Below are 24,634 nucleotides of genomic sequence, written 5' to 3' on the forward strand. Positions count from 1 at the left end.
TCACTTTTCCATTTCTATCCACGATGAAAAGATTGTTGATTCTGCTTGTGCTGGTGGCCGTGGCGGCAGGCGGCTACTTTTACTACCAAAGCCTAAAATCAGGCCCTAAATACTCACTGATGCAGGCCGCCAACGCCGTACGAACCCACGACGTGGCTGACTTCGAGCGGTACGTAGATATAAGCAGCGTAACGGGTAGCCTAGTAGATCAGGTCACGAGCCAAGGCTCCGCATTGGGCTTATTGAATCCGGGCGGGATGATGTTCAAAGGCGCGCTCCGGTTGATGAAGCCCCAGCTCGCCCAAGCAGCCCGCAAAGAGCTGCAGAACTACATAGAAACCGGCTCAGTAGAAGCGGCAGCGGCGGCCCGGCCCGATAAGCTGGTGAACGTATCGATGCTGGGACTGGCAGGCAAAGTAGTGAATCCCGATAGCCAGTTTAAGGATATCAAATACGTGAATGAGCAAGGCGAGCAGGCACTGGTTGGCTTGGAATTCACGCAGCCCAAATACGACACCACGCTGGTGGTAGAACTGAAGATGCTGAACCGAGGCGACCATTGGCAAGTGACAGAAATCACCAACTCAGGGGAGCTGCTCAAGCACGTAGCACGCCTAGAGAAAAAGAAGATTTTTGGAGCCAAATAGGTAGGCAAGGCCCAACAAAAAGCCCCGACACGAATCCGTGTCGGGGCTTTTTGTTGGGCGTGAACTGAATGCTATCTACGGCCGGAAAACAGGAAGTAGATGATAGAGCCACCAAACGGGAAGAACCAGATGATAAGCCCCCAGATGATCTTCTTGCCAATTGACCAATCCTGCTTGATAAGGCTCAGGAAAGCCATGACTGCAACAATCAGGTAGATGACCCCGAAGATGGTGATGCTACCATTGCTGCTGCGGCCCGAGCAGCTGCTCAGTAATACGGAGAACGTCAGGACCAGAGAGAGAAGTCCAACCGGCAGGCGGCTAGCCAGGGAAGTCAGTTTGTTCATGGGAGTAGAGAGTATTGGTGTGAACTACGTTTACGGTGTACTCTCAGGAATAGATATCTAAATTCAAGTATTTATATCATAATGCATTGATTTACAGTATATTACTCAAATACTGCTGTACCTGATGCCAAAAATCAACTGCTGCAGACGGCACTAGTATCAACGAAAGGACTACACCATAGAGCGCACCGTAAAAGTGAGCATCATGGTTAATGTTGTCGGCGCTACGGCGGCTCATGTAGTAGGAATAGCCCAAGTACAGAAATCCGAAGATGAAGGGCTGGATAGCAATAGGCAGCGGGAAAATGTAAATCCCTCCCCCACCGGGTGCCACCGGAAAGAAGAGTACGCTGGCGAATACTACCGACGACACACCGCCCGAAGCACCGAGACTATGGTAGCCAGGATCATGGCGGTGGCGGAAAAAAGTTGGAACTGATGACAGAATAATACCGCCCAGATAGAGCAGCAAGAAGAAGCCGATACCTGCTACTGTTCCGAAGCCCGCCACGTATTCGCGCAGCACGATGGGGCTGAATGAGTAGAAGGCAAACATGTTGAACAACAAATGTGTCAGGTCGGCGTGCAGGAAACCAGACGTCAGGAACCGGTACCACTGCTGCCGTTTCAGCATCAGGTAAGGACTCATTATCCAACTATCAAGCAAGGCACTGTTTGACCATGCGTACATCGAAATACAGGCCGTGAGGGCTATTAGGATCAGAATAGGGTTGAGCAAGGACATAAATGAGAAGCGGAGCTCCAAAAAGGTGTTTATAGGGCCTTCACACGCCTCGTGCCCAATGAAACGCCCAAAGACACTTCCGGCACTATCTGCGGGGCGTAGAGAGCCTAAAATTGAATAGTGGAGGGCTGGCTTAGCTCTCGCGCTCCAGCAGTTGCAGGGCCAGGTGGCGCAGGGGCTCCTTGCGGGCGGCTGGCACGCTCACGCGGTCCAAGTGCTGCAAGGCGTCCTCGAAGTAGTGGTTGATGCGGGCCTCGGTCTGGGGGCGAATATCCAGCTCGTCGTAGAGGGCGCGCACGGCCTGCACTTTGGCGTCGGCATCAGCTATGGGCTGGCCGATGTGGCGGGCCAGCTGGGCGCGCTGGGTTTCGTTGGCTTGAGTTTGGGCCGTGAGCAGCAGGAAGGTTTTCTTGTCGCTGAGGATGTCGCCGCCGACACGCTTGCCGAAGGTGGCGGCGTCGCCGTACACATCCAGCAGGTCGTCACGGAGCTGGAATGCTACGCCGATGCCTTCCCCAAACAGGCGTAGGTGCTCGGCATCTGCCTCAGAGCCGCCACCCAACCGGGCGCCTAGCTCCAGCGCGAAGCCCAGCAATACGGCCGTTTTCAGCCGAATCATGTCGATATATTGATCAATGCTGACCTCGGTTTCCGTCTCGAAGTTCATGTCCCACTGCTGGCCTTCGCACACCTCGGCGGCTGTTTGGGAGAAGCGGCGCAGCATGGGGGCCAACAGGGCGGGTGGCATATCAAACAGCAGCTCGTAGGCCCGCACCAGCATCACGTCGCCTGATAGGATGGCCACGTTGGGGTTCCACTTTTCGTGCACCGTGGGCTGGCCGCGCCGCAGCGGAGCCTGGTCCATGATGTCGTCGTGGAGCAACGTGAAGTTGTGGAACACCTCCACGGCCAATGCGGGCTTCAGGGCCACATCCAGCGCATCGGTGTAGAGCTGGGCACCCAGCAGCGTGAGCAGCGGCCGGATGCGCTTGCCGCCCAGCGCCATGATGTAGCGAATGGGCTCGTAGAGGGCGGTGGGCTGGTCGCCGTAGTGCAGCTCGGCAAGAGCGGCCGTGAGTTTATTGGAGAGGGCAGTAAGGTCCACAGAAACGGGTAAAGGTTCGGAGAGGAAAGGTACGGCAGCAGATATTGTTCTGAGTGCGGGGCAAGCGCACAAAGAAACGCCCGTCACCCTGAGCAAAGCGAAGGGCCCTATTGCGTTGAAACGATTGATGCCACAACGGCTCGTTTCAATGCAACGAGGTCCTTCGCTTTGCTCAGGGTGACGGGCAGTCCTGTAACAGCGCCCTCCTACCGGCGGCGCTTGCCTTTGTTGTCGCCACCAGGGCGGCCGCCGCTGCTGCGCTCGGGGCGGTAGCCGCGGGGCCTGCTGTTCTCGCGTCGCTCCTGTAGCTCGCGCTGCTTCACTGCATCGGGACGGTTATCTACCAGCTCGAAGTCGATAGTACGGTCGAGCAGATTGGCCGATTTGACAATCACCTGAAGCTCGTCGCCGAACTGGATGATGCGCTTGCTGCGCTGCCCCACGATGCGGTAGTTGTCGCGGTCCAGCTCGAAATGGTCGCCGGGAATCTCGCTCAGGCGCACCATGCCTTCGCACTTGTTTTCCTCAATTTCGATATACATGCCGCGTTCCGTCAGGCCCGACACTACCCCGGTGAACGTCTCGCCAATCACCTCCGACATAAACTCCACCTGCTTGTATTTGATGCTGGCGCGCTCGGCGGAGGCCGCTACTTTCTCGCGTTCCGAGGAGTGCTTGCACTCTTCTTCCACGGGCTCCACCTCCACGTTCTTGCCACCTTCCAGGTAGTGCTCCAGCAGGCGGTGCGCCATCATATCGGGGTAGCGACGGATGGGTGAGGTGAAGTGTGAGTAATGGTCAAAGGCCAGACCGAAGTGGCCCAGCGGCTCGGTGGTATAAATGGCCTTGCTCATGGTGCGCACGGCCAGGGTCTGAATCACGTTCTGCTCGGGCCGGCCCATTACCTCCATCGAGAGGTCGTTCAGCTCGGTGCTGATCTTCTTCGGGTTGGCCAGGTCGAGGTTGTGGCCAAATTTCTTGGCGAACAGCGCAAAGGTCTGCAGGCGGTCCGGGTCGGGGGCTTCGTGCACGCGGTACACCATTGTGAAGCGCGGCTTGCGGGCCTTGAGCTTGAACACGAACTCAGCCACCTTGCGGTTGGCGAGTAGCATGAACTCCTCAATCATCTTGTGCGCGTCCTTGCGCTCCTTCACGTACACGCCCAGCGGCTTGCCGTTCTCGTCCAGACGGAACTTCACCTCCTGCGTCTCGAAGCTGATGGCGCCTTGCTTGAAGCGGGTTGCGCACAGCTTCTTGGCAATGCTGTTCATGAGCTGGATTTCGGTGGTGTAGTCCGAGTCCAGCCCTTCGATGCGCTCCTGCGCTTCCTCATAGGCGAAGCGGCGGTCGGAGTGAATGATGGTTTTGCCGAACCACGACTCGTAGAGCTTGCCGTTTTCGTCGAGCTCAAACACGGCCGAGAAGGTCAGTTTATCCTCGTTAGGGCGCAACGAGCAGAGGCCGTTGGAGAGGCGCTCCGGTAGCATCGGAATCACCCGGTCTACGAGGTAGACCGATGTAGCGCGGTGCTTGGCTTCCTGCTCCAGGGCCGTGCCGGGCCGCACGTAGTGCGTCACGTCGGCGATGTGCACCCCGATTTCCCAGTGGCCGTTTTCCAGCTTCTGGATACTCAAAGCATCGTCGAAGTCCTTGGCGTCGGCTGGGTCGATGGTGAAGGTGGTGATGTGGCGGAAGTCGCGGCGGCGCTCAATCTCAGCAGGCGGGATGACATCGGAAATAGATTCCGACTCCTCCTCTACCTCAGCCGGAAATTCAAACGGCAGCCCGAACTCGGCCATGATGGCATTTATCTCGGCTTCGTTGCCGCCGGCCTGCCCGAAGCTGCGCACCACTTCACCCAGCGGCGACCGGCCGGCATCATCCTCCGGAAACTCCGTGACGCGCACCAGCACTTTCTCGCCATCTACGGCGCCGTGCAGGTTCTCGAAAGGCACAAACACGTCGAAGTACATCTTGCGGTTGTCGGGCTTCACGAAGCCGATGCCGCCGCGCACCTGCAGGCGGCCTACCACCTCGGGGCGCACCCGCTTGAGCACTTCTACCACGTCGCCGACAGGGCGGCCGTCGCGGGAGCCGCGCAAGCGCAGGCGCACGGTGTCGCCGTGCATGGCAAACTTCAACCGGTCCGTGAACACGCGCACGTCACTTTCGCTTTCCTCCGAAATCACGAAGGCAAACTTGTCGGTAGCCAGCGCCACGGTCCCGACGATGGTTTCGGCGTGGGAGTCGCGGCGGCGGCGGGTTTCGGTGGCACCGTCGGCATCAGGAAAGTCGAAGCCGGCCTCGCGGCGGCGGTGCACCACAGGGTCTTGGCCGAAGTCGGCTTCGGGGGGCCGGATGCTGCGGCGAGCAGGCACCGGTGTGTTATCGGTGTTGCGCGCCCGACGGCTACTGGCGGGCACTGTAGCCGCATCAGCAGCGGCGGAGTCCGTGAGGCGGTACTCGTCGTTTTGCAGCAGTGTGAGCATGCCGGCGTTTTTCAACGCCTTCAGATGGGCAAATATGTCTTCGCGCTGCTCCTTGGTTGTCACGCCGAGGCGGCGCGAAATCTGGCGGTAGGCAAAGACCTTACCGGGGTTGTCGCGGAAGATGCGGAATACGATGTCTTTGGTAATAGGGGCAGCATCATGGCTGCCAGCGGCTGCCTTCGCGCGGTCGGCGCGGGGGGCGGCGGAGTCGTCTTTTCTTTTCATTTAGAAAATGAGAGCCGCCAGTGGTTGTCTTTTTCGCAGGCGGCGGGGTTGATAGGAAAAGCCGTTTTACGAGGCTTTCCGGGTGAAGTATACAGGCCCGTGGAGGGCTTCGGGAAGATGATACGGAATATAGCAGGGAATAACTATTCCCTGCGGCAAATGGGCTGTTATTGTTAGGTTACGCAGCGGAAGGCTTAGGCCCGGCTGGCCACAGCGGCCCGGATATCGGCGGGCTCGTCTTTGGGAATAGCGGCCAGCAGCGTGCGGGTATACTCGTGCTGTGGGTTGGCATACACCTCGGCAGCCAGGCCGCTTTCCACTATCTGCCCCTGGCGCATTACCAGAATCCGGTCGGACATAAAGCGAGCCACGGACAAGTCGTGGGTGATGAATAAATACGTAATACCGAACTCACGTTTGAGGTCGTTGAGCAGGTTGAGTACTTGGGCCTGCACCGACACGTCGAGGGCCGAAACGGACTCGTCGCAGATGATACACTTGGGCTGCAGCGCCAGGGCCCGCGCAATACAGATACGCTGGCGCTGGCCGCCGCTGAACTCGTGGGGATAGCGCAGGTAGTGGTCCTCTTTCAGGCCCACGGTGCGCAGCAACTCCAACACGCGGTCCTTTTGCTGCTGCCGGGTGCCACCTACGCCGTGCACTCGCATGGGCTCCAGAATGGCTTCGCCCACAGTCATCATCGGGTTCAGGGCGGCATAAGGATCCTGAAACACCATCTGAAACTCGCGGCGGCGGCGGCGAAGCTGCTCAGCCGGAAGCGTAGCCAGATCAACTCCTTCGAACAGGATACTGCCCGAAGTTGGTTCCACCAGCCGCAACAGCGTCCGGCCCAGCGTGGTCTTGCCGCAGCCCGACTCCCCTACCAACCCCACAGTCTCGCCCGGATAGATATCGAAGCTCACGCCGTCCACGGCCCGCACGTATTCCTTCTTCCGGTTGAAGAAGCCCTTGCGAATCGGGAAGTGCACATTCAGGTTCTCAACCCGGAGTAAGGGTGCCTGGGAATCTGGAAAGACACTCGCCTCCTGAGTAACACCTGGTGACGCAACGGGCAAAACGCTTTGCTCTGCCATGTTGAAATCTGATGCCGTCTGCATCGGATCCAAGGGCTCGTTTCCTAGCAGCAACGGCTGGCCCGACTCTATGCCCGGTGCGGATTCCAGACCAAACGTGTGCTCTGCAGGCCGTGAAACAGAATGTTCCACGGGGAACGTTTTGGCGGTTTCAGGTATGCTTTGAGAGCCTAGTATGGCTACCTCACTAATTTCAGTAGCAGGCAGTTGCACGAACCCTGTTTCAGTAGCCGAAAAGGTGCCATCGGCGTTTTCCTGCATAAAATCGGCTACTACCGGAAGTTTTTTCCGGCCAACCGAAAGTTTTGGGCGGCACGCCAGCAAGCCCTTGGTGTAGGGGTGCTGCGGGTTCGTGAAGATGTCGAGCACCGGGCCCTGTTCTACTACACGGCCCCGGTACATCACCAGAATCCGGTCGGCTATTTCGGCCACCACGCCCAGATCGTGGGTGATAAAAATGACAGCTGTGTTGTGCTGACGGCGTAGGTCATCTATCAGGCGAAGCATGCGGGCCTGCACCGTCACGTCGAGGGCCGTGGTAGGCTCATCGGCAATAAGGATGGCGGGGTTGCAGGCCATGGCCATGGCAATCATCACGCGCTGCTTCTGGCCGCCGCTGATTTCGTGGGGGTAGCTGCTGAAAATCTTCTCGGGGCGCGGCAGCTGGGCCATCGTAAATAGCTCCACCGTCCGGGCCTCGGCCTGCTTCTCTGTAAGAGTGGTGTGCAGGCGCAATGCCTCCACTACCTGGCTGCCACAGGTGTACACGGGGTTCAGGGACGTCATCGGTTCCTGAAAAATCATGCTGATGTCGTTGCCGCGCACCTTCCGCAGCTGCTCGTCCGAGAGCTTCAGTAGGTCTACCTCCCCTAGCGCCTCGCTCTGAAACCGCGCCTCGCCCGAAGTAATCTGGCCGGGTGGCAGCGGAATCAGGCCCATCAGCGCCAACGACGTGACGGATTTTCCCGAGCCCGATTCGCCTACAATAGCCAGCGTTTCGCCCCGCCGCAGGTCGAAGGAAATATCGGCCACGGCCCGCGTGTTGCCGCGGTGGCTGTGAAAGTCGATGGTGAGGTTGCGGACGGAGAGAATGGGCTGGGACACGGCGGCGAAGGACGGAGCGGAAAAAAGTAAAGATAGGCCAAGTAGGCGGTAGCTTGCCGTGTGCCATTGGCGTATACCAATGATACCGAATCACACACTATTCCCTACAGAAGGCCGTATGATGAGCAGTGTATTAAGTCGCCGGTACACTAGTTGGTGATAAGAGCCTCTATTCTATCTATTTTCCTGAAGCTCTCTGGATATGACAAGCAGTGAGAATTCTGCAATCAGCCGAATAATCAACTCAGAAGCTGTTCTACAGCACTTTGGCTATTGGCCAGACTTCCATGATGCCGAAATTACCAGAGTAATTTTTGAGGCTAACCCCGGTTATTACCCTTCCGTAACCGTTCTGCTTTCGGCTTTTGAAAGAACCCGGGAAACTGATGAGAGGGGTTACTATAGGACTATAAAAAACTGCGACATCAAGTTTCAATTCAATAATATTCAAGAAATGGAATTTGGCAATTTCAGTCATCAGAATGCCATTTTATGTTTGGTTTTCGAAGAAGCCGAGAAATCAATCAGGTGTACAATTGATGCCGCTACAGGCTTGGAAGCGGTTATTGTAGCTGAAGAGATAGTAGTTGAAAGCTTAACTATAACAAAGTAGAAGCGCGCCTCAGCCAAGAGAAGCTAACAAAAACGGCCCGCCGGAACGATTCCAGCGGGCCGTTTTCAGGCAATCAAAGACAAAATCTACACAACTTCCGAAGCCTCTGCATCCTGGCGGGCCTGGGCGGCAGCGGGGTCGTCGGCAGCTACAGGGTGCGCTTTTTCTTCTTCGGTGCTGTAAAAACGGTTCTGGAACAACAGAATCAGGACTACTCCGATGAAAATGCAGGAGTCCGCAATGTTGAAGATGGGAAAATCGGGTATGATCTGTCCGCCCACCAATGGCCAGGAAGCCGGAAAAAACCCGTCCGGGAAGTCTACAAACAGCATATCAATCACCTGCCCATGCAGCCAAGGCGTTGGGGCATTGAATGGAGCATTATCGTAGAGCACACCGTAAAAAATGGAGTCTACGAGGTTGCCGATGGCGCCACCCAGAATCAGGGAGATGCATAAGATGAGACCATTCGGTGCGTGCTGCTTCCAGAGCCGGTAGATGTAGTAGCTGATACCCGTGACAGCCAGCAGCCTAAACAGCGTGAGAATCACTTTGCCATACGGCGCCGGCAGCTCTACCCCAAAGGCCATCCCCGGATTCAGCGTGTAATGCAGCTTGAACCAGTCGCCTAAAACGGGGACTTCGCCGGGCATTCCCATGGGCATATAGCGGTGCACCGCCCACTTCGACAGCTGATCAATGACGATGACCAACAGGGCCACCAAGTAGTATTTCCAGTACTTCATTCTTGGGAAGTGAGAGGTTTGCAATGAGAAGTGAGACTTTGCCCTGACAGCGTGTCAGAGCCCGAACCTCTCCCCTCTCGTGGCACAAAGTGACGCAGAATTTTAGACTTCACCACCCAAGCGCATGGCTTGGCTGCTGTGCCATTGGTATATGTTTCAGGTGGCAGTTTATGCCGTTTTGAGCTTGAACTAGCATCTGATTTGACGCTTTGTGCGCCGGTGTGCCAACCGCCGTTTCTGAGGCGGCGGTTGGCTCCTGAGGCTTAGGCAGTTGCTACGTTCAGCAATACGGGCACGGAAAACTCGTCGAATTCGAGTACCGAGCCGCCGCTGATTTCCGGGGCGAAATCCAGGGCTAGGGCCTGCACTTCCTCGCGGATGTAGCTGCCGAAACTCTGCACGGCGGCTTCCAGCTCGGGCTGCTGGCCCAGCGTGACGCGGATTTTGTCCTGCACTTCCAGGCCGCTGTCTTTGCGCAGGTTCTGGAGGCGGTTCACCAACTCGCGGGCTACACCTTCCTGGCGCAACTCATCGGTCAGGGTCACGTCGAGGGCTACCGTGAGCGGGCCGTCGGTGGCTACCAGCCAGCCGGGCAGGTCCTGGGTGCGGATTTCTACGTCGTCGGGGGCCAGGGTGTAGGCTTCACCGTCGATTTCTACAGCCAGCTGACCAGTTTTTTCGAGGGTGCTGATTTCCTCGGCGCTCATCTGCTGGATGCGGGCGCCCACGGCTTTCAGCTTGGCCCCGTACTGCTGGCCCAGGCGCTTGAAGTTGGGCTTCACCGACTTCACCAGCACGCCGCTGGCATCATCGAGGAACTCCACGTGCTTCACGTTCACCTCGGCGCAAATCAGGTCTTCCACCAGGGCCACCTGGGCACGGGTCGAGTCGTTGAATACCGGCACCAGGATGCGCTGCAGCGGCTGGCGCACCTTCAGCACCGACTTCTTGCGGAGCGAGTGGGTGAGCGAAGAAATGCGCTGGGCCAACTCCATCCGCTCCTCCAGGGCCTTGTCGATTCGGGCTTCATCGGCCTCCACCAACAGAGTCAGGTGCACCGATTCGGCAGCCAGCGGCGTGTTGCGCTCGATGGCTTCTTCGCGCATGCCGTTGGTCATGTTCTGGTATAGCCACTCGGCGAAAAAGGGCGCAATTGGGGCCATGAGCTGCGACACCACCACCAGACATTCCTGGAGGGTTTCGTAGGCGGCGCGCTTGTCAGCGGTCAGCTCGCCCTTCCAGAAGCGGCGGCGCGAGAGGCGCACGTGCCAGTTGGAAAGCTGGTCCGTCACGAAATCCTGGATGGCGCGGGCGGCCTTCGTGGGGTCGTAGCCGTCATAGTGGCCGCGCACTTCCAGAATCAGCGACTGGAGCTTGCTCAGAATCCAGCGGTCCAGCTCGCTTAGCTCGGCGTGCGGCGTGCGGTCGAACTCGCGGGCCTGGAAGCCGTCGAGGTTGGCGTAGAGGGCGTAGAACGAGTAGGTGTTGAAGAGCGTGCCGAAGAAGCGGCGCTGCACCTCCGTGATGCCCGCCACGTCGAACTTGAGGTTGTCCCAGGGCTGGGCGTTGGCAATCATGTACCAGCGGGTGGCATCGGGGCCAAACTGGCTGATGGTGGCAAACGGATCCACGGCGTTGCCGAGGCGCTTGCTCATCTTGTTGCCGTTCTTGTCGAGCACCAGGCCGTTGGCCATCACGTTTTTATAGGCCACCGAGTCCTCCAGCATCACCGCTAGCGCGTGCAGGGTGAAGAACCAGCCGCGGGTCTGGTCCACGCCTTCGGCAATGAAATCGGCGGGGAAGTTCTTCTGGAACTGCCCTTCGTTTTCAATCGGGTAGTGCCACTGAGCGTAGGGCATGGCGCCGCTGTCGAACCACACGTCGATGAGGTCGGTTTCGCGGTACATGGGCTGGCCCGAGGGCGACACCAGGAAGATGTCGTCCACATAGGGCCGGTGCAGGTCGATTTTAGTGGTTTGGTCCGTAGAGCCGTTGGCCATCACCCAGTTGCCATCCACCAGCTGGTAGGGGTTATGGGTCATCACCTCGGCGGCTACGGCCTTGTCGATTTCGGCGTTCAGCTGCTCGATGCTGCCGATGCAGATTTCCTCGGTACCGTCCTGGGTGCGCCAGATGGGCAGCGGCGTGCCCCAGTAGCGCGAGCGGCTCAGGTTCCAGTCGACCAGGTTTTCCAGCCAGTTGCCGAAGCGGCCGGTGCCGGTGCTGGCGGGCTGCCAGTTGATGGTTTTGTTGAGCTCGATGAGCCGGTCTTTCACCGCCGTGGTCTTGATAAACCAGGAGTCGAGCGGGTAGTAGAGCACGGGCTTGTCGGTGCGCCAGCAGTGCGGGTAGGTGTGCTCGTACTTCTCCACTTTGAAGGCCGTGCCTTCTCCCTTCATGCGGATGGCAATGCTTTCGTCGAGGGTTTTGTAGTCGGCGCCCGATTCGTCGTGACCGTCGTAGTTTTTCACCCAGCGGCCGCCGAATTCACCCATCTGGGCCACGTAGCGGCCCGTCCGGTCCACGATGGGGCCGAGTTTGCCTTCGTCGTCGGCTACCATCAGGGCGGGGACGCCGGCCAGCTGGGCTACCCGAAAGTCGTCGGCGCCGAAGGTGGGCGAGATGTGCACGATGCCGGTACCGTCCTCAGTCGTCACGAAGTCGCCGGGAATCACGCGGAAGGCGCGCTCCTCCCCTTCAAACGCCGGGAAGCCTTTATCCTGGCCGAAGAGACGCTCGTATTTGATACCCACGAGGTCAGCGCCGGTGAATTCGGCTTCTATTTCCCAAGGAACCTGTCTTTCTATGCTTCCCCAATCTGAGTAAGTTGGCAGAATGGGGGTGCCATTTTTAGTGAACTCAGAGAAGTAGCTCTTCAGCCGTGCTTTGGCCAGAACAACGCGGATATACTGTTTGGTGTAAGGATTAATGGTGCGAACAAGAACGTAAGGGATGTTCTTGCCAACGGCCAAAGCAGTGTTGGCTGGTAACGTCCAAGGTGTTGTAGTCCAAGCGAGAATGAATATGTCAGTGTTTTCGATTAACCAGGATGGACCATCAAACAGCTTCTCCGACTGCTCATCCCGCTTCACCTTAAATTGGGCCACGATGGTCGTGTCCTTCACGTCCCGGTAGGTGCCGGGCTGATTCAGCTCGTGCGACGACAGGCCCGTGCCGGCCGCTGGGGAGTAGGGCTGGATGGTGTAGCCTTTGTAGAGCAGGCCCTTGTCGTAGAGCTTTTTGAGCAGGGCCCAGCAGCTTTCGATGTACTCGGGCTCGAAGGTGATGTATGGGTCGTCGAGGTCCACCCAATAGCCCATTTTCTCGGTGAGGTCGTCCCACTGGGCCTTGAAGCGCATCACGGTTTCGCGGCAGCGCTGGTTGTACTCCTCGATGCTTATTTTCTTGCCGATATCTTCCTTGGTGATACCCAGCTCCTTCTCCACCTGCAGCTCGATGGGCAGGCCGTGAGTGTCCCAGCCGCCTTTGCGGTGCACCTGCTTGCCCAGCAGCGTCTGGTAACGGCAGAAGATGTCCTTCACCGTCCGGGCCATCACGTGGTGGATGCCGGGGGCGCCGTTGGCCGAGGGCGGGCCCTCATAAAACACGAACGTGGGCTGCCCTTCGCGGGTGCTCACGCTCTTTTCAAAGATGCCGTTCTGCTTCCACCACGCCAGGATATCGGTGCCGACCTGGCCGTAGTTGAGCGGCTGCTTGAATTCGGGGTAGTTCATATGATCAGGGGGAGCTAAGCAACTTGTACGTCTGTCATTCTGAGCGGAAAGAGGGACCTTATCACGGCTGAACAAGTTGTTATTACGTGATAAGGTCCTTCGCTCCGCTCAGGATGACAGATGGTTAGGGTGGTTTTATCCGTTTAGTTTGGGCTGTACCTGCATTTTATCCAGGTTCAGCTCTAGGTCGTCGTCTTCCTCGTGGTAGTTGTCGTCGTAGTGCTTGATGCCTGACTGGTCGATAACGTCCTCATCTTTGCCGTGCTCAAACGTTACGAGCAAACAAGGCAGCAAAATCAGGTTAGAGAAGTTGGTGATGAGAAGGCTGGCCGACATCAGCAGGCCCAGTGCCTTGGTACCGCCAAACTCCGAGAAAGCAAACACCAGAAACCCCAAAAACAGCACAATGCTGGTGTAAATCATGCTGGTACCGGCTTCCGAAAGCGTGGTGCTGATAGCGGCCTTCACCCGGCGGCCGTTGGCGGCCATTTCCTGCCGAAACTTCGCCAGCAAATGGATAGAGTTGTCGCCATCAATACCCAGTGCGATACTGAAAATGAGGGCTGTACTAGGCTTGAGCGGAATATCAAAGTAGCCCATAATACCACCCGTGAGCAGCAGCGTGAAGAAGTTGGGCAGCAGCGTGAAGAACACCGCCCGGATGCTGCGGAACAGAATCAGGACGACTGCCCCCACCAACAGAAACGCGTGCAGCAAGCTCGATTTGAGCGTGCCAATCAGAAACTCGTTGCCTTTAGTGAAAATGATGGTGGTGCCCGTCAGCTTCACATCGGTGCCCGTGCCGTTGAAAATCTTGTTAATCTCGGGCCGGATGCGGTTGTTGATGAGCGTATCAAGGTTGTGCGAGCCGATATCAGCAATTTTGAGCGAGATGCGTGCCTTCTGCATGGTGCTGTCGGTGAAGGAGCGCAGCAGCTTGCTCGTCAGCTGGCCTTCGCTGCCTTCCGTCGACTGCGAGCGGGCCAAATAACTGAACACGTAGTTCTTTTCGTCGTTGTCGGGCAGGCGGTAGTAGTTCGGGTCGCCGTTGTAGAACGCCTGCGTGGAAGCCTTCAGAAACGTAACCACACTAACCGGCGATGTAAGCACGGGCTGGGTGCGCAGGTAATTTTCCAGCCGGTCTATCCGCTCCAGATTCTTGAGTTTGAGCAGGCCTTTGGGCTTGCCCGTATCTACTACCAGTTCCAGCGGCATCACGCCGTTGAAGTGCTGCTCGAAGAATTTCAGGTCCGAGTTTACCGACGAATCCTTGGGCAAATCGTCCACCATGTAGCTCACTGAGCGCACTTTGCTTACTCCAACGGAAGCCAGCACGGCCAGCGCCAGCGCCGTGAGGTAGACGGTCCGGCGGCGCTCCAGCACCACGTAGTCGAAAAATTCAAGCAGCTTCATGAGCGGCTTGGCTTCCAGGTGTTCCAACTGCTTGGGCGTGGGCGGCGGCAGAATGGTAAAAACAATCGGCATCAGGATGAACGATACCGCAAAGGCCACGAAGATGTTGAGCGTGGCCACCGCCCCAAACTGGAACAGAATAGCAATGTTGGTGAAGCAGAACACTACAAAGCCGATGGCCGTGGTCGTGTTGTTCATGAGCGTTACGAGGCCGATTTTGCGCACTACCCGCGCCATAGCCAGCACCTGGTTGCCCGATTTGCGGTAGTCGTAGTGGTAGCGGCTGAGCAGGTAGGTACAGTTTGGGATGCCGATAACGATGATAATACTCGGTATCAGGCCCGTAAGCAGGTTGATTTTGTAGCCTAGCAGCACCATGCTCCCGATACACCAGGTCACAACAATCAGCACAATCAGCAGCGGAAACACCACCGCCGACCACGTGCGGAAGAACATGAGCAGCGTGAGGGCCATCATCCCGATGGTCAGGCCCACGAACAGCTTCATTTCGGCCGCTACTTTGGTGGTCATAGTGGCCCGCACGTAGGGCAGGCCGGCGTAGTGCATTTTGATGCCAGTCTTCTTCTGAAACCGCTCGGCATGGCCCAGAATTTCCTGCATCACGCCTTCGCGCTTGCTGGAATTCAGGAATTTAGGATCCATGGTAAGCGCCAGCAGCGTGGCCCCGGTGGTAGGCGAAATCAGCTGGCCTTTGTAGAATTCCTGCGCATTCACTACCCGCATCAGCGAGTCGAGTTCGGGCTGCGTTTGCGGGAAATTGCGGAAGATGGGCACCGCCCGGAACGTCTGGGTGGCCGTGTCCTTTTCCAGCTTGGGCAGACGCGTAACGCCCAGAATGCCGCTCACGCCCTGCACCTTGCTTAGCGTATCCGTAAGGGCACGCAGCTCATTGAAGTTGCCGAGTCGGTAGACAGAACTGTCCTGCATGCCCAACACCAGCACGTTGCCATCCTCGCCGAAGGTCTGCTTGAACTTCTGGAAGTACACCATGTCGGGGTCGTCGGGCGACACCACCTGCGCGAAGTCGTAGGTCATTTCGACCTTGCGGGCTTCCCAGGCCATGAACACGGTAATAGCCGCCAGCAGTCCAATCAGGAGTCGACGGTTCTTGATGACAAACAGGGCGAGGTTTCTCCACATAGGCTGCTAAAATGCAGCAAAGGTACGCAACCCGCCGCAGGTAAGGCGCTGTGAGGCACAAACCTGCCGCTAGCTCGCCTGAAATCAGAGCCACTGTTTTCCAGGAAAGCTGAAATATTTAACTAAATATAGGCAACTCAAAATGCTAAACACAACGTAAACAACCGAAATTCAAGCACTTGGCCGAATAAAAAATTGCATTATAGTCAAGATACAGTATTAATTTTTCTGGTTTGCCTATGACTCTGTTTCACACGCCCGAAGTATCTCTCACGTACCATCCAACTTCCGAAATTCTGCAGCTGAGCTACAATGCTACCCAGCTTTCCGTTTCGTTTGGCATGGCGTATCAACAGGCGTTGGAACAGATGCTGGAACACAATGTGGGCAAGCTGTTGCTGGACCTGAAGCGGAATGCGCCCCCTACCGATGATGAGTTTGAGCAGTTGCTGCCGCCACTAGCCAGCGTGCTGCCAGCCTACGAGACGCGGCCTCTGTTTATTGCGGCGGTTGTGTCGGAAGGGCAGTATCAGTACCAGATTGGCAATTCGCTGGCAGCCAGCGCTACTACGCTCCCACCGGCCAACGTCGAGTTCAACTATTTTACCTCGCGCCGTGAGGCGGCCGACTGGCTCGGCAACAATTAGCAACCACATATCGTATAGTAACAAAAAAGCCCCTGAACAGTGCGTTCAGGGGCTTTTTTGTTGCGCGAAAGAAGTAGATGAACTAGCGGACTACCTCTACCCAGCCTTTCCAGGTTTCGCCGGTGCTGCTTTCCAGCAGGTAGTAGTACACGCCACCAGGCACGTTGCTTTTGCCCCAGCCATCGGTGTAGTTGCTCTGCTCGAATACCTTTTTGCCCCAGCGGTTGAAAATCTGAATGTTCACCGGCTGGAAGGTCAGGAATGGGCGGAAGGTGTCGTTTTTGCCGTCCCCGTTCGGCGTAATGACGTTGGGTTTCTGAATGCCCCGAACCAATACGGTCAATGTCCGGACTTCCTCACAGCCACCATTCGGGCCGTATTTGGCCGTCAGGCGCACTTGGTATGTAGTCCCGTTGGGTTCGGCGGAGGTGTAGGAGTGCGTAGCCGAAGCGCCGGTGCCGGTGGTACCATCCCCGAAGTCCCAGGTGTAGCTGCTTACAGTACCGCCCGTGGCAGAAGCCGTGAACGTGACGGGCGCACCTACCACCTCGTTCGGCGTGCTGGCAATAGCCGTTACTTGTGGGCGAGGAGCTACGTTCACGACAACTGTGTCAGTGCCGGTGCAGTTGTTGATGTTGCTGGCCGTGACGACGTAGAACGTAGTAGCAGTAGGTGAGGCCACCACCGTTCGGCCAGTAGTAGTATTCAGGCCCAGTGGCGGGAACCAGGAGTACGTAACGCCCGGTCCGGCATCTGGCACCGACAGCGTTACGGAGCCGCCGCCACAAACCGTTTTATCGGGGCCGGCTGCCGCACGGGGCAGGCCATACACCACAATCGTATCGGTAGCAGTAGCAGTCTGCACGCAGTTAGATGGGTCCGTTACGGTCAGGCGCACGATGTAGCGGCCGGGAGTGGTATAAACGGTGTTTACGAAAGGCGTAGCGCTGTTGGAAGTCTGACCATTTCCAAAATTCCAGGTGGTGGAAGTACCACTAACGGAAGGCCGCGTGAAGAACACCGTGAGCGGCGCACAACCCGTCCGTAGCCGCGAGCCACCGGGAATGTTGGAAGGTGTAAACGTGGCATCCAGCTGCAATACGTCGATTTTGAAGGCAGCATTGTTATAGCTGCCAGTGCCCTTGTTGCGCGACCAGGCATTGGGCGTAGTATCGATGGCTGTACCGCCACCTACACACATTGACTGGTAAATAATGCCACGCTTATCGAAGCGCGAAGTGCCGCCGTCAACGTGGGCATTGCCGTTGCCGAAGTATGTGCCATATACCAAGCTGGTGGCATTTGCCGATAGCTGCATAATGTAGTGGTAGCCCCCACTACCCGCCGTAGACACAATAGCGCCCGGCGTCACGGGCATGCCAGCCATGGTGTTACCGGTACTGAGCTGGCCGCCCCAGCCAGAAAGCAGAATCTGGCCGCAGTTATCGACCAAGAAAGCTGTAGGCGACATATTGATGGCTCCGCTGGCCGTGCCATTGCCAACCGTTGTAGAAAACCGGGTGGTGGTCAGGTTTCGGTTTAGCTTATGAATAAACTGGCGGCTGTTGGGATTGACATACACACCAGCCGTCACCGGATAAGCGCCATCGGTCTGGCCGTATACATACACTTCACCCTGGCGGTCGAGCTGCACGAAATGAGCTTGGTCGTAGCCAGTAGTGCCGAGGTAGGTTGACTGGAAGAGGTCGTTGCCAGCGGCCGAAATACGGGCTACAAAGCCGTCGGCACTACCGCCGCGGTACTGTGGATTCAGGCCTCCTATGGTCCCTGGCAGATTGGTACTAGTGGTACCACCACTCACAAATACAGTTCCCGTGCTGTCAACCTGCACCGAGTAAGCCGCATCGGTGCCCGTACCACCCAGGAAAGTGCTCCACACCAAGCCCGTCAGACCGGAGTTCAGTTTCACAATCACAGCATCCGTCGCGCCAGATTTGGTCATCTGGAAGCCCCCTAGTGAAGGGAAGTTAGTAGAAGCCGATACGGTTGCCAGATAGATGTTGCCTTGCGTGTCCGTTGTTACGTCGCCCCGGTAGTCGTCGCCGTAGTTCTTCTGAAGCGCTGTTGGCAATTGGCCATCAACGCCGTTGCCACCTAAAAACGTAGACGCCAGCAGTTGGGTACCGGTTGGATTTAACTTCGAAATAACGATATCAACGCCGGTGTTGTAAGAACGGTCGTAAGCGCTGTTGCTAGTAGGGAAGTTCGACGAAGCTGTCGAACCCATAATGATTAGGTCACCGGTCGGATCAACCACCATACTATGCGGATGGTCGTCGTCGGACCCGCCGATATAGGTTGCATACACCCGCGACGCCGCCCCAGTAGCAGCAGCTGGGTTAAATTTCATGATACCGTAGTCCTGACTACCGTTATGGCTAATATCATAAGCACCCGTAGTGGTCGGGTAGCCGGGGTCAAACACTACCCCACCGGCATAGAGGTTGCCTTGGGCATCATAAGTGGCTGTGTAGCCATAATTGTTGGCCGACGAGCCAGTATAGGAAGAGTAGGCCAACACCGGGTCAATGACGAGTGGCAACTCCTTGTTGTAGCCTTTCGGGAAGCCGAATGCCAGTGTGTTGTTGGCCGATAGCACATAGTTGCAGGGCACCAGTACGCGTTGGCCTTTAACGAGTTGATACGCTACTGGGCTCTGTTCTACCACGGTACCCACTGAAGTGGTAACCTGTAGTGCGCCCTTCACAATGCTGAGCTTCTGTTGGCCTTCGTAGTGTAGTTGAATACGTTTGGCATCGGTACCTGCTGCCAGTTCGAAGTCGTATTCGAGGTGGTCGTTGCTGGTATAGAAACGCAGATTGGTGCCGGGGTAGAGGTCTTGGTAGCGCACTTCGCCGAAGGAAGGCACATTGGTTGCCCATTTGCTTCGGTCGTTGCCCAGAAAGAAGTTGCTAGCCTCGCCGGTTTCAGCCTCCCCATTCACCGCAGCCTGCAGGTTGGCCCCTACAAAAGAAACCGAGTAAGCGTGGGCCTTGATGCGGTGGTCGCGGCCATCGGGCCCTTGGTCGTGGAGCTTCTCTAACTCCTTGACATCATAAAGCGCCTGCAACAGGCGGCCGCGTTCCAGAAACAGGCGGCCACCGGGCACGTCCGTTGCAAACAGCACAGGCTTAGCCCATTGGTTTCGGTTGGCCACAAACTGCAGCTGTCGGGTTTCGGTAGGTGCAGCTACTTTGGGAGCCACCGATTGGGCTGTAGCCGGCAGAGCAGCCAGCAGACCCAGTGCAGCCAGCACACGCGGCAAACTGAGCGCGCGGCGCTCAGAAAGGGTAGAGAAGGGCATAGAGAAACTATAAAGTGGAAGAAGAAAAAGTCAGACCAAAAACATATGCGAACCGATAGGGCGTAATTACCGCACCAAAACGCAATAAAAATCTCCGGCCTCAGTAAGCAAGAATCTTACCGAAACCGGAGAATTATTATATCCGATACTAAAAAAACCTATTTCGCTTACGCTTTAAGTAGCGCGTTTAGCCTTACAGGTTTTCGAAAATGCGTGAGAAGCTTACTGCCTCTCCAATGTAGCCGCGCAGCTCCGAGATGGGCATACGGGTCTGCTCGCGCGAGTCGCGGTGTCGCACGGTCACAGTATTGTCTTCCAAGCTCTGGCCATCTACCACGATGCAGAAAGGCGTGCCGATGAGGTCTTGGCGGGTGTAGCGCTTGCCTATGGCGTCGCGCTCCTCCATTATCACGCGGAAGTCATGGCGCAGGCTGTTGAAGATTTCCTCGGCCTTTTCGGGCATCCCGTCTTTCTTCACCAGTGGGAAAATGGCGGCTTTAATGGGGGCCACGGCTGGGTGCAGCTTCAGGAAGGTGCGCGTTTTGGTCTGCTCCTTCTCGCCTTCGCCTTCCGTAATGGTTTCCTCGGTGTAAGCCTGGCACAGCGTAGCCAGAAACAGGCGGTCAGCGCCCACGGACGTTTCTACCACGAACGGTACGTAGTTGCCATACGCCTTGCCGGTTTCGGGGTCGATATCGGCATCAAAGTACTGCTGCTTCTTTTTCGACAGGTTCTGGTGCTGAGTCAGGTCAAAATCGGAACGAGAGTGGATGCCTTCGATTTCCTTGAAGCCGAACGGAAACTCATACTCGATATCCACGGCTGCCTTGGCGTAGTGGGCCAGCTTGTCGTGGTCGTGGAAGCGGAGCTTGGCGGCGGGCAGGCCCAGCGCCTCGTGCCAGCGGCGGCGTGTTTCTTTCCAGGCAGTGTACCACTCGCCTTCGGTGCCAGGTCGCACAAAGAATTGCATTTCCATCTGCTCGAACTCCCGCATTCGGAAGATGAACTGCCGGGCCACAATCTCATTGCGGAAGGCCTTCCCAATCTGGGCAATGCCGAACGGCACCTTCATGCGCGCCGATTTCTGCACGTTCAGGAAGTTCACGAAGATGCCCTGGGCTGTTTCGGGCCGCAGGTAAATCTTGCTGGAGTCTTCGGCCACCGCCCCTACCTGCGTCGAGAACATGAGGTTGAACTGGCGTACATCGGTCCAGTTGCTGGTTTTGGAAACCGGACAGATGATTTTCTCATCAATGATGAGCTGTTTCACACCGGCTAGGTCTTCGCTGGTCAGCAGGCGGCCCATTTCGGCCAGCAAGGTTTCGGCGCGCGCCAGCTCGTTGTTCTTCTCGTATTCGGCAGCCTTGTCTTCCAGCAGCACATCGGCGCGGTAGCGTTTCTTGCTGTCGAGGTTGTCAATCATGGGGTCTGAGAAGCCGTCGACGTGGCCGGAGGCTTTCCAGGTGAGCGGGTGCATGAAGATGGCCGCATCAATGCCTACCACGTTCTGGTTGAGCTGCGTCATGGCCTTCCACCAGAGCTGCTTAAGGTTGTTTTTCAGCTCCACGCCGTTGGGGCCATAGTCATAGACGGCGGCCAGACCATCGTATATTTCAGAAGAGGGAAATACGAACCCGTATTCCTTGGCGTGCGAGACGATAGTAGCCAGGGTGCCTTCGGTGGTGGCAGCGGGAGCTTTCTGGGGAGTGGTGCTCATGGAGGAATAAGGAATGAAGATGGGAAAACCGGAACACAACCTCTAGAAGCCGCAACCGAAACGCCGGACTTCTATGCGCTGCTCTCAGGCTCTCCTTTCTACGATGAAAGGCAAAAGTAGCGCATGCGCGGGCTTGTGCTGTCATTCAACTCAACTTGTTGAATATTCCTGCGTTTAGCGCCTCAATACCGGAGGCGGTGGGCGCTCCGTAACAATTTCATAATCTTGCCCCGCCTCTGGTAGCTCTACCTTTGGATGATGAAAACCGAATACTCACCAATTTCCTTTTTATGTTTGGCTTAGAGCCTCACGTGCTGCTGCTGCTAATTCTCTGTCTGGTAGCGGCCTGCGCGTTCGAATTTGTCAATGGCTTCCACGATACGGCTAACGCCGTAGCAACAGTTATCTACACCAACTCGCTGCGGCCCTGGGTGGCCGTGGTCTGGTCGGCGTTCTGGAACTTCATTGGCGTACTTACCGGTGGCATTGCCGTGGCCATGGGCATCGTGTATCTGCTGCCCGTCGAAAGCCTCGTCGATCAGAACGTGTATCATGGCATTGCCATGGTAGGCGCCCTGATTATTGCGGCCATTATCTGGAATGTAGGCACCTGGTACTACGGACTGCCCTCGTCTTCCTCGCATGCTCTGATTGGGTCTATTCTGGGCGTGGGCATTGCGTTTTCGCTGCTACCCGGTGGCCAGAACGCAGCCGTGAACTGGAGCAAAGCCGGTGAAACCGGTATTGCGCTGCTCGTAGGCCCATTGCTGGGCTTCTCGCTCACCATCGGGCTGATGTTTCTGCTCAAGCGCTTCGTGCGTTCCAAGGCCATTTTCAAGGAGCCACACAAGCGCAAGCCGCCACCCATCTGGATTCGCCTGATTCTGATTTCTACCTGTACGCTGGTGAGCTTCTTTCACGGCTCCAACGATGGGCAGAAGGGCGTAGGCCTGATCATGCTCATCCTGATTGGTATTGTGCCGGTGCATTTTGCGCTCAACCACAACCTCAATCCGCTAGACATGCGCGACTCGCTGGGCCGGGTAGAGCAGGTGATGCAGAAGCTAAATACTACCGAACTGAGTGCCGCCGACCGGAAGCTGCTCACGGAAGTGCAGGCCCAAACTGCTACGCTGGACCAGATTTTTGCGGGCAAAACCAATGTAAAACAACTGCCGGAGCAGGCTCGGTTCGAAATTCGGAAAGCCATTTTGCTGCTGTACAACCGCGCCAAAAAGCTGGTGGCAAGCGAAAGAATTCCTCTCAGCGCCGCCGACCGCAAGACGTACGAGGACAGTATTGCCCAGATGCGCACTTTCACGGACTATGCCCCCTGGCAGGTGTCGCTGATGGTGGCTGTTTCGCTGGGCTTGGGCACCATGATAGGCTGGCAGCGCATCGTGAAGACGATAGGCGAGCGTATCGGGAAGGAGCACCTGACCTATGCACAGGGTGCTTCCTCGGAGCTCGTAGCCGCCGTCATGATTGGTGCCACTACTGGCTATGGTCTGCCCTCGTCTACCACGCACGTGCTGTCGTCGGCTATTGCCGGCTCCATGGTAGCTAACCGCGGCATCAAGAATCTGAACCCGCAGATGGTGCGCAACATTGCGCTGGCCTGGGTGCTAACACTGCCCGTTACTATGGCCCTGTCAGGTGGGCTGTTCCTCTTATTCCGAGCCTTCGTAGACTAGTTTAGTGCATCGAACTCTGAACGCAGTATCTTAGCTGAATACAAAAAGCCGCTCTTTTGCAAGAGCGGCTTTTTTTTATGGCTTTGTTTTCCTAGGCGCGGAAAATGAGGATAACTCCTGCTCTTCTGTTGCCTTATGCAGCTAAATACGTACCAAATCAGACACTTATCCACTTATCCACAGTAGTTTCTGCAGTTTTTGTGGATAACCATACGCTAGGCAGGCCACTGCACGTCCAAGTCCTCAGAGATGAAGACGCCGAAATTCACGAACTGCAACTCATCCTCATCAAAGTAAAGGTCAATCATCTCCTTCTCATAGGAGATGCGCATTTCGCCGGTATCCATCTTCTCTACTTCACTAGACTCATGGCCGTGGCGGCTCATCAGTTCCTGAATCTGCTCCGGGGATTTGCCGTGAATGTTCTCGCCATACAAGCGCATGCCGGGATGGTCGGTTTCGATGCAGCTTAGGCGGAAGTCATCCTCCCGGTCGAAGTACAGCGAGTAGCCTTCCTCGAGATAGTTCCAAGCTTGGTGCTCGAACTCGTCATCGTCTTCAGACTCTTCAATTTCTTCAGGCTCCCCCATCAGGGCGCGCACCTGGTCCATGGTAGCTCCAAAGCGCAGGGGGCCCATGCCGGTACCCAGAATGATTTCGTTCTCGTCGGTGCTTGAAGGCGTCGGGGTAGTGGGGGTCATATCTCTGGGGAATGAGGTGATGCTTGGAGAGAGTAAAGGTAGCCAATGCGGGGTCACTTCCCGTAGCGGGCTTCAAATTCGGCACGTTGCCGCAGGTACTCCGGATGCTGCTTAGCCTCATCCCACTTGCGCTTAAAGATGGCTGCAGCCTCCGCTTTTTCGGGGTCTTCAGGAGTGCGAGGCAGCTCGGGGCGGCCGTGGGCTCCGCTCTGGCCTTTTTTATCCGCCGGCACAGGACCATCGTATTTTTTGCCGCCTTGGTGGTTGGCATAGCGCCGGGCCCGCGTGAAGCCCATCTGCAGAAATTTGCGGGCCATATCGGCACCCACAAAATCGTTTGCCTTCAGATAGGCCTCAAATAGCCCGTAAATTGTTTCGGAAGACTCCCGGGCCACAGCCGGGGTCCGGAAGCGCCAGTGGGGCAGGATCTCGCCTTTATAAGGCTGTACCAGTAGCACGCCCTGCTCGCCTTTGCCCACGCGGTACAACTCGGGGTGCTGGCGCAAGTCGAGAGAACGGAAATCCTGGTTGTAGTTGAATGGCATACGAAGCGGGAGAGGCGCACTCTGTATACGCCAAATCGGGCCGCAGGATGGCCGCACTGTTTCGCCAGCTTTTCCGGAGTACCTGCGGCGCTTTGCTTTTTGCGGAGCCTCTTTTTTTTTGAGGCCTGACTTGTCCACAGGGTTAATAACTTTTTAAAAGAAGAAATTTTAAGAAATCTTTTTAATCTCTGTCGTTAGGGCTGTTTATAAGTGGACAATCCGAAAGAGTAATCCACAGGGCTGATAACTTGTGTACAGCTCCTGGTTTATGCACCGTCTATCAACAGGGTATGTTGATAGTAAAGTAGTGTATAAGAGATAGTTAACTAGGTTTTTCACAATCCACATAGCTTATCCACTAATCCACAATTCACAGCATAGGGGCTGTGTGGATTGTGGTGAAAACGGGTGTGGATTGTCCACGTGTATCCACACGCTGTGGACAGAGAAAAGGGGGTGCGGCAGCCCGGAGAATCCCAAAAAAACTTATCCTATTTTTCTCCACGGGTTATCCCCAGGTTGTGGCAGTATTATCCACAGATTAAGCCCATTGACCAAGTGGGCGTGGAAAAACCTGTGGAA

General features: G+C 56.5%; 16 protein-coding genes. 4 read left to right on the forward strand and 12 right to left on the reverse strand.

Annotation, left to right across the window (positions count from 1 at the left end; all coding sequences use genetic code 11):
* The first annotated feature begins 23 nt into the window (after window positions 1–23).
* The gene (locus tag H4317_RS00125; protein WP_185888188.1) at window positions 24–647 is read left to right on the forward strand and encodes a DUF2939 domain-containing protein; all 624 of its coding nucleotides are present in this window, start codon (window positions 24–26) and stop codon (window positions 645–647) included.
* 71 nt (window positions 648–718) lie between these two features.
* Here H4317_RS00125 and H4317_RS00130 read toward each other — a convergent pair whose 3' ends face one another.
* The 5 genes from H4317_RS00130 to H4317_RS00150 form a co-directional block, all read right to left on the reverse strand.
* Complete coding sequence (locus H4317_RS00130) at window positions 719–994, reverse strand: PLD nuclease N-terminal domain-containing protein (RefSeq protein WP_185888189.1); 276 nt, start codon at window positions 992–994, stop codon at window positions 719–721.
* Between the two features lie 91 nt (window positions 995–1,085).
* The gene (locus tag H4317_RS00135; protein WP_185888190.1) at window positions 1,086–1,739 is read right to left on the reverse strand and encodes a rhomboid family intramembrane serine protease; all 654 of its coding nucleotides are present in this window, start codon (window positions 1,737–1,739) and stop codon (window positions 1,086–1,088) included.
* A 133-nt stretch (window positions 1,740–1,872) separates the two neighbouring features.
* Window positions 1,873–2,844 carry a polyprenyl synthetase family protein gene (locus tag H4317_RS00140; RefSeq protein WP_185888191.1) on the reverse strand — a complete coding sequence of 324 codons (972 nt, stop codon included), beginning with the start codon at window positions 2,842–2,844 and terminating at the stop codon, window positions 1,873–1,875.
* A 206-nt stretch (window positions 2,845–3,050) separates the two neighbouring features.
* Window positions 3,051–5,558, reverse strand: coding sequence for a ribonuclease R (rnr, locus tag H4317_RS00145; RefSeq protein WP_185888192.1), 2,508 nt, complete (start codon window positions 5,556–5,558; stop codon window positions 3,051–3,053).
* Between the two features lie 194 nt (window positions 5,559–5,752).
* Window positions 5,753–7,756 (reverse strand): ABC transporter ATP-binding protein, encoded by a 2,004-nt coding sequence (locus H4317_RS00150; protein ID WP_185888193.1) that lies wholly within the window; start codon window positions 7,754–7,756, stop codon window positions 5,753–5,755.
* 202 nt (window positions 7,757–7,958) lie between these two features.
* Between H4317_RS00150 and H4317_RS00155 the strand changes: the two genes are divergently transcribed.
* Window positions 7,959–8,369 (forward strand): Imm50 family immunity protein, encoded by a 411-nt coding sequence (locus H4317_RS00155; RefSeq protein WP_185888194.1) that lies wholly within the window; start codon window positions 7,959–7,961, stop codon window positions 8,367–8,369.
* An 86-nt stretch (window positions 8,370–8,455) separates the two neighbouring features.
* Here H4317_RS00155 and H4317_RS00160 read toward each other — a convergent pair whose 3' ends face one another.
* The 3 genes from H4317_RS00160 to H4317_RS00170 form a co-directional block, all read right to left on the reverse strand.
* Complete coding sequence (locus H4317_RS00160; RefSeq protein ID WP_185888195.1) at window positions 8,456–9,115, reverse strand: lipoprotein signal peptidase; 660 nt, start codon at window positions 9,113–9,115, stop codon at window positions 8,456–8,458.
* A 263-nt stretch (window positions 9,116–9,378) separates the two neighbouring features.
* Window positions 9,379–12,849, reverse strand: a complete 3,471-nt coding sequence (ileS, locus tag H4317_RS00165) for an isoleucine--tRNA ligase (RefSeq protein WP_185888196.1) — start codon at window positions 12,847–12,849, stop codon at window positions 9,379–9,381.
* A gap of 135 nt (window positions 12,850–12,984) precedes the next feature.
* Window positions 12,985–15,423 (reverse strand): efflux RND transporter permease subunit, encoded by a 2,439-nt coding sequence (locus tag H4317_RS00170; RefSeq protein ID WP_185888197.1) that lies wholly within the window; start codon window positions 15,421–15,423, stop codon window positions 12,985–12,987.
* A 239-nt stretch (window positions 15,424–15,662) separates the two neighbouring features.
* Here H4317_RS00170 and H4317_RS00175 point away from each other — a divergent pair, with 239 nt between their 5' ends.
* Window positions 15,663–16,070: a hypothetical protein gene (locus H4317_RS00175; RefSeq protein ID WP_185888198.1), complete on the forward strand. Its 408-nt coding sequence runs from the start codon at window positions 15,663–15,665 to the stop codon at window positions 16,068–16,070.
* An 82-nt stretch (window positions 16,071–16,152) separates the two neighbouring features.
* Here the strand turns inward: H4317_RS00175 and H4317_RS00180 are convergent, their stop codons facing one another.
* Both H4317_RS00180 and H4317_RS00185 read right to left on the reverse strand, forming a co-directional pair.
* Window positions 16,153–19,395: a T9SS type B sorting domain-containing protein gene (locus tag H4317_RS00180; protein WP_185888199.1), complete on the reverse strand. Its 3,243-nt coding sequence runs from the start codon at window positions 19,393–19,395 to the stop codon at window positions 16,153–16,155.
* Window positions 19,396–19,588: 193 nt separating this feature from the next.
* Window positions 19,589–21,112 carry a glycine--tRNA ligase gene (locus H4317_RS00185; RefSeq protein WP_185888200.1) on the reverse strand — a complete coding sequence of 508 codons (1,524 nt, stop codon included), beginning with the start codon at window positions 21,110–21,112 and terminating at the stop codon, window positions 19,589–19,591.
* A gap of 290 nt (window positions 21,113–21,402) precedes the next feature.
* Between H4317_RS00185 and H4317_RS00190 the strand changes: the two genes are divergently transcribed.
* A complete protein-coding gene (locus tag H4317_RS00190; RefSeq protein WP_185888201.1) occupies window positions 21,403–22,806 on the forward strand; it encodes an inorganic phosphate transporter in 1,404 nt (467 codons plus the stop codon).
* 215 nt (window positions 22,807–23,021) lie between these two features.
* Here H4317_RS00190 and H4317_RS00195 read toward each other — a convergent pair whose 3' ends face one another.
* Together H4317_RS00195 and H4317_RS00200 are read right to left on the reverse strand one after the other, a co-directional pair.
* Window positions 23,022–23,507 (reverse strand): hypothetical protein, encoded by a 486-nt coding sequence (locus tag H4317_RS00195; protein WP_185888202.1) that lies wholly within the window; start codon window positions 23,505–23,507, stop codon window positions 23,022–23,024.
* A 53-nt stretch (window positions 23,508–23,560) separates the two neighbouring features.
* Window positions 23,561–24,052, reverse strand: a complete 492-nt coding sequence (locus H4317_RS00200; RefSeq protein ID WP_185888203.1) for a DUF4385 domain-containing protein — start codon at window positions 24,050–24,052, stop codon at window positions 23,561–23,563.
* Window positions 24,053–24,634: the final 582 nt, after the last annotated feature.

Source organism: Hymenobacter sediminicola, from assembly GCF_014250515.1.
GTDB lineage: Bacteria > Bacteroidota > Bacteroidia > Cytophagales > Hymenobacteraceae > Hymenobacter > Hymenobacter sediminicola.

Coding starts and splice junctions, on each gene's coding strand:
- H4317_RS00125 (WP_185888188.1), top strand. CDS start 24: ATGAAAAGATTGTTGATTCTGCTTGTGCTGGTGGCCGTGGCGGCAGGC.
- H4317_RS00130 (WP_185888189.1), bottom strand. CDS start 994: ATGAACAAACTGACTTCCCTGGCTAGCCGCCTGCCGGTTGGACTTCTC.
- H4317_RS00135 (WP_185888190.1), bottom strand. CDS start 1,739: ATGTCCTTGCTCAACCCTATTCTGATCCTAATAGCCCTCACGGCCTGT.
- rnr (WP_185888192.1), bottom strand. CDS start 5,558: ATGAAAAGAAAAGACGACTCCGCCGCCCCCCGCGCCGACCGCGCGAAG.
- H4317_RS00155 (WP_185888194.1), top strand. CDS start 7,959: ATGACAAGCAGTGAGAATTCTGCAATCAGCCGAATAATCAACTCAGAA.
- H4317_RS00160 (WP_185888195.1), bottom strand. CDS start 9,115: ATGAAGTACTGGAAATACTACTTGGTGGCCCTGTTGGTCATCGTCATT.
- ileS (WP_185888196.1), bottom strand. CDS start 12,849: ATGAACTACCCCGAATTCAAGCAGCCGCTCAACTACGGCCAGGTCGGC.
- H4317_RS00170 (WP_185888197.1), bottom strand. CDS start 15,423: ATGTGGAGAAACCTCGCCCTGTTTGTCATCAAGAACCGTCGACTCCTG.
- H4317_RS00175 (WP_185888198.1), top strand. CDS start 15,663: ATGACTCTGTTTCACACGCCCGAAGTATCTCTCACGTACCATCCAACT.
- H4317_RS00180 (WP_185888199.1), bottom strand. CDS start 19,395: ATGCCCTTCTCTACCCTTTCTGAGCGCCGCGCGCTCAGTTTGCCGCGT.
- H4317_RS00185 (WP_185888200.1), bottom strand. CDS start 21,112: ATGAGCACCACTCCCCAGAAAGCTCCCGCTGCCACCACCGAAGGCACC.
- H4317_RS00190 (WP_185888201.1), top strand. CDS start 21,403: ATGTTTGGCTTAGAGCCTCACGTGCTGCTGCTGCTAATTCTCTGTCTG.
- H4317_RS00195 (WP_185888202.1), bottom strand. CDS start 23,507: ATGACCCCCACTACCCCGACGCCTTCAAGCACCGACGAGAACGAAATC.
- H4317_RS00200 (WP_185888203.1), bottom strand. CDS start 24,052: ATGCCATTCAACTACAACCAGGATTTCCGTTCTCTCGACTTGCGCCAG.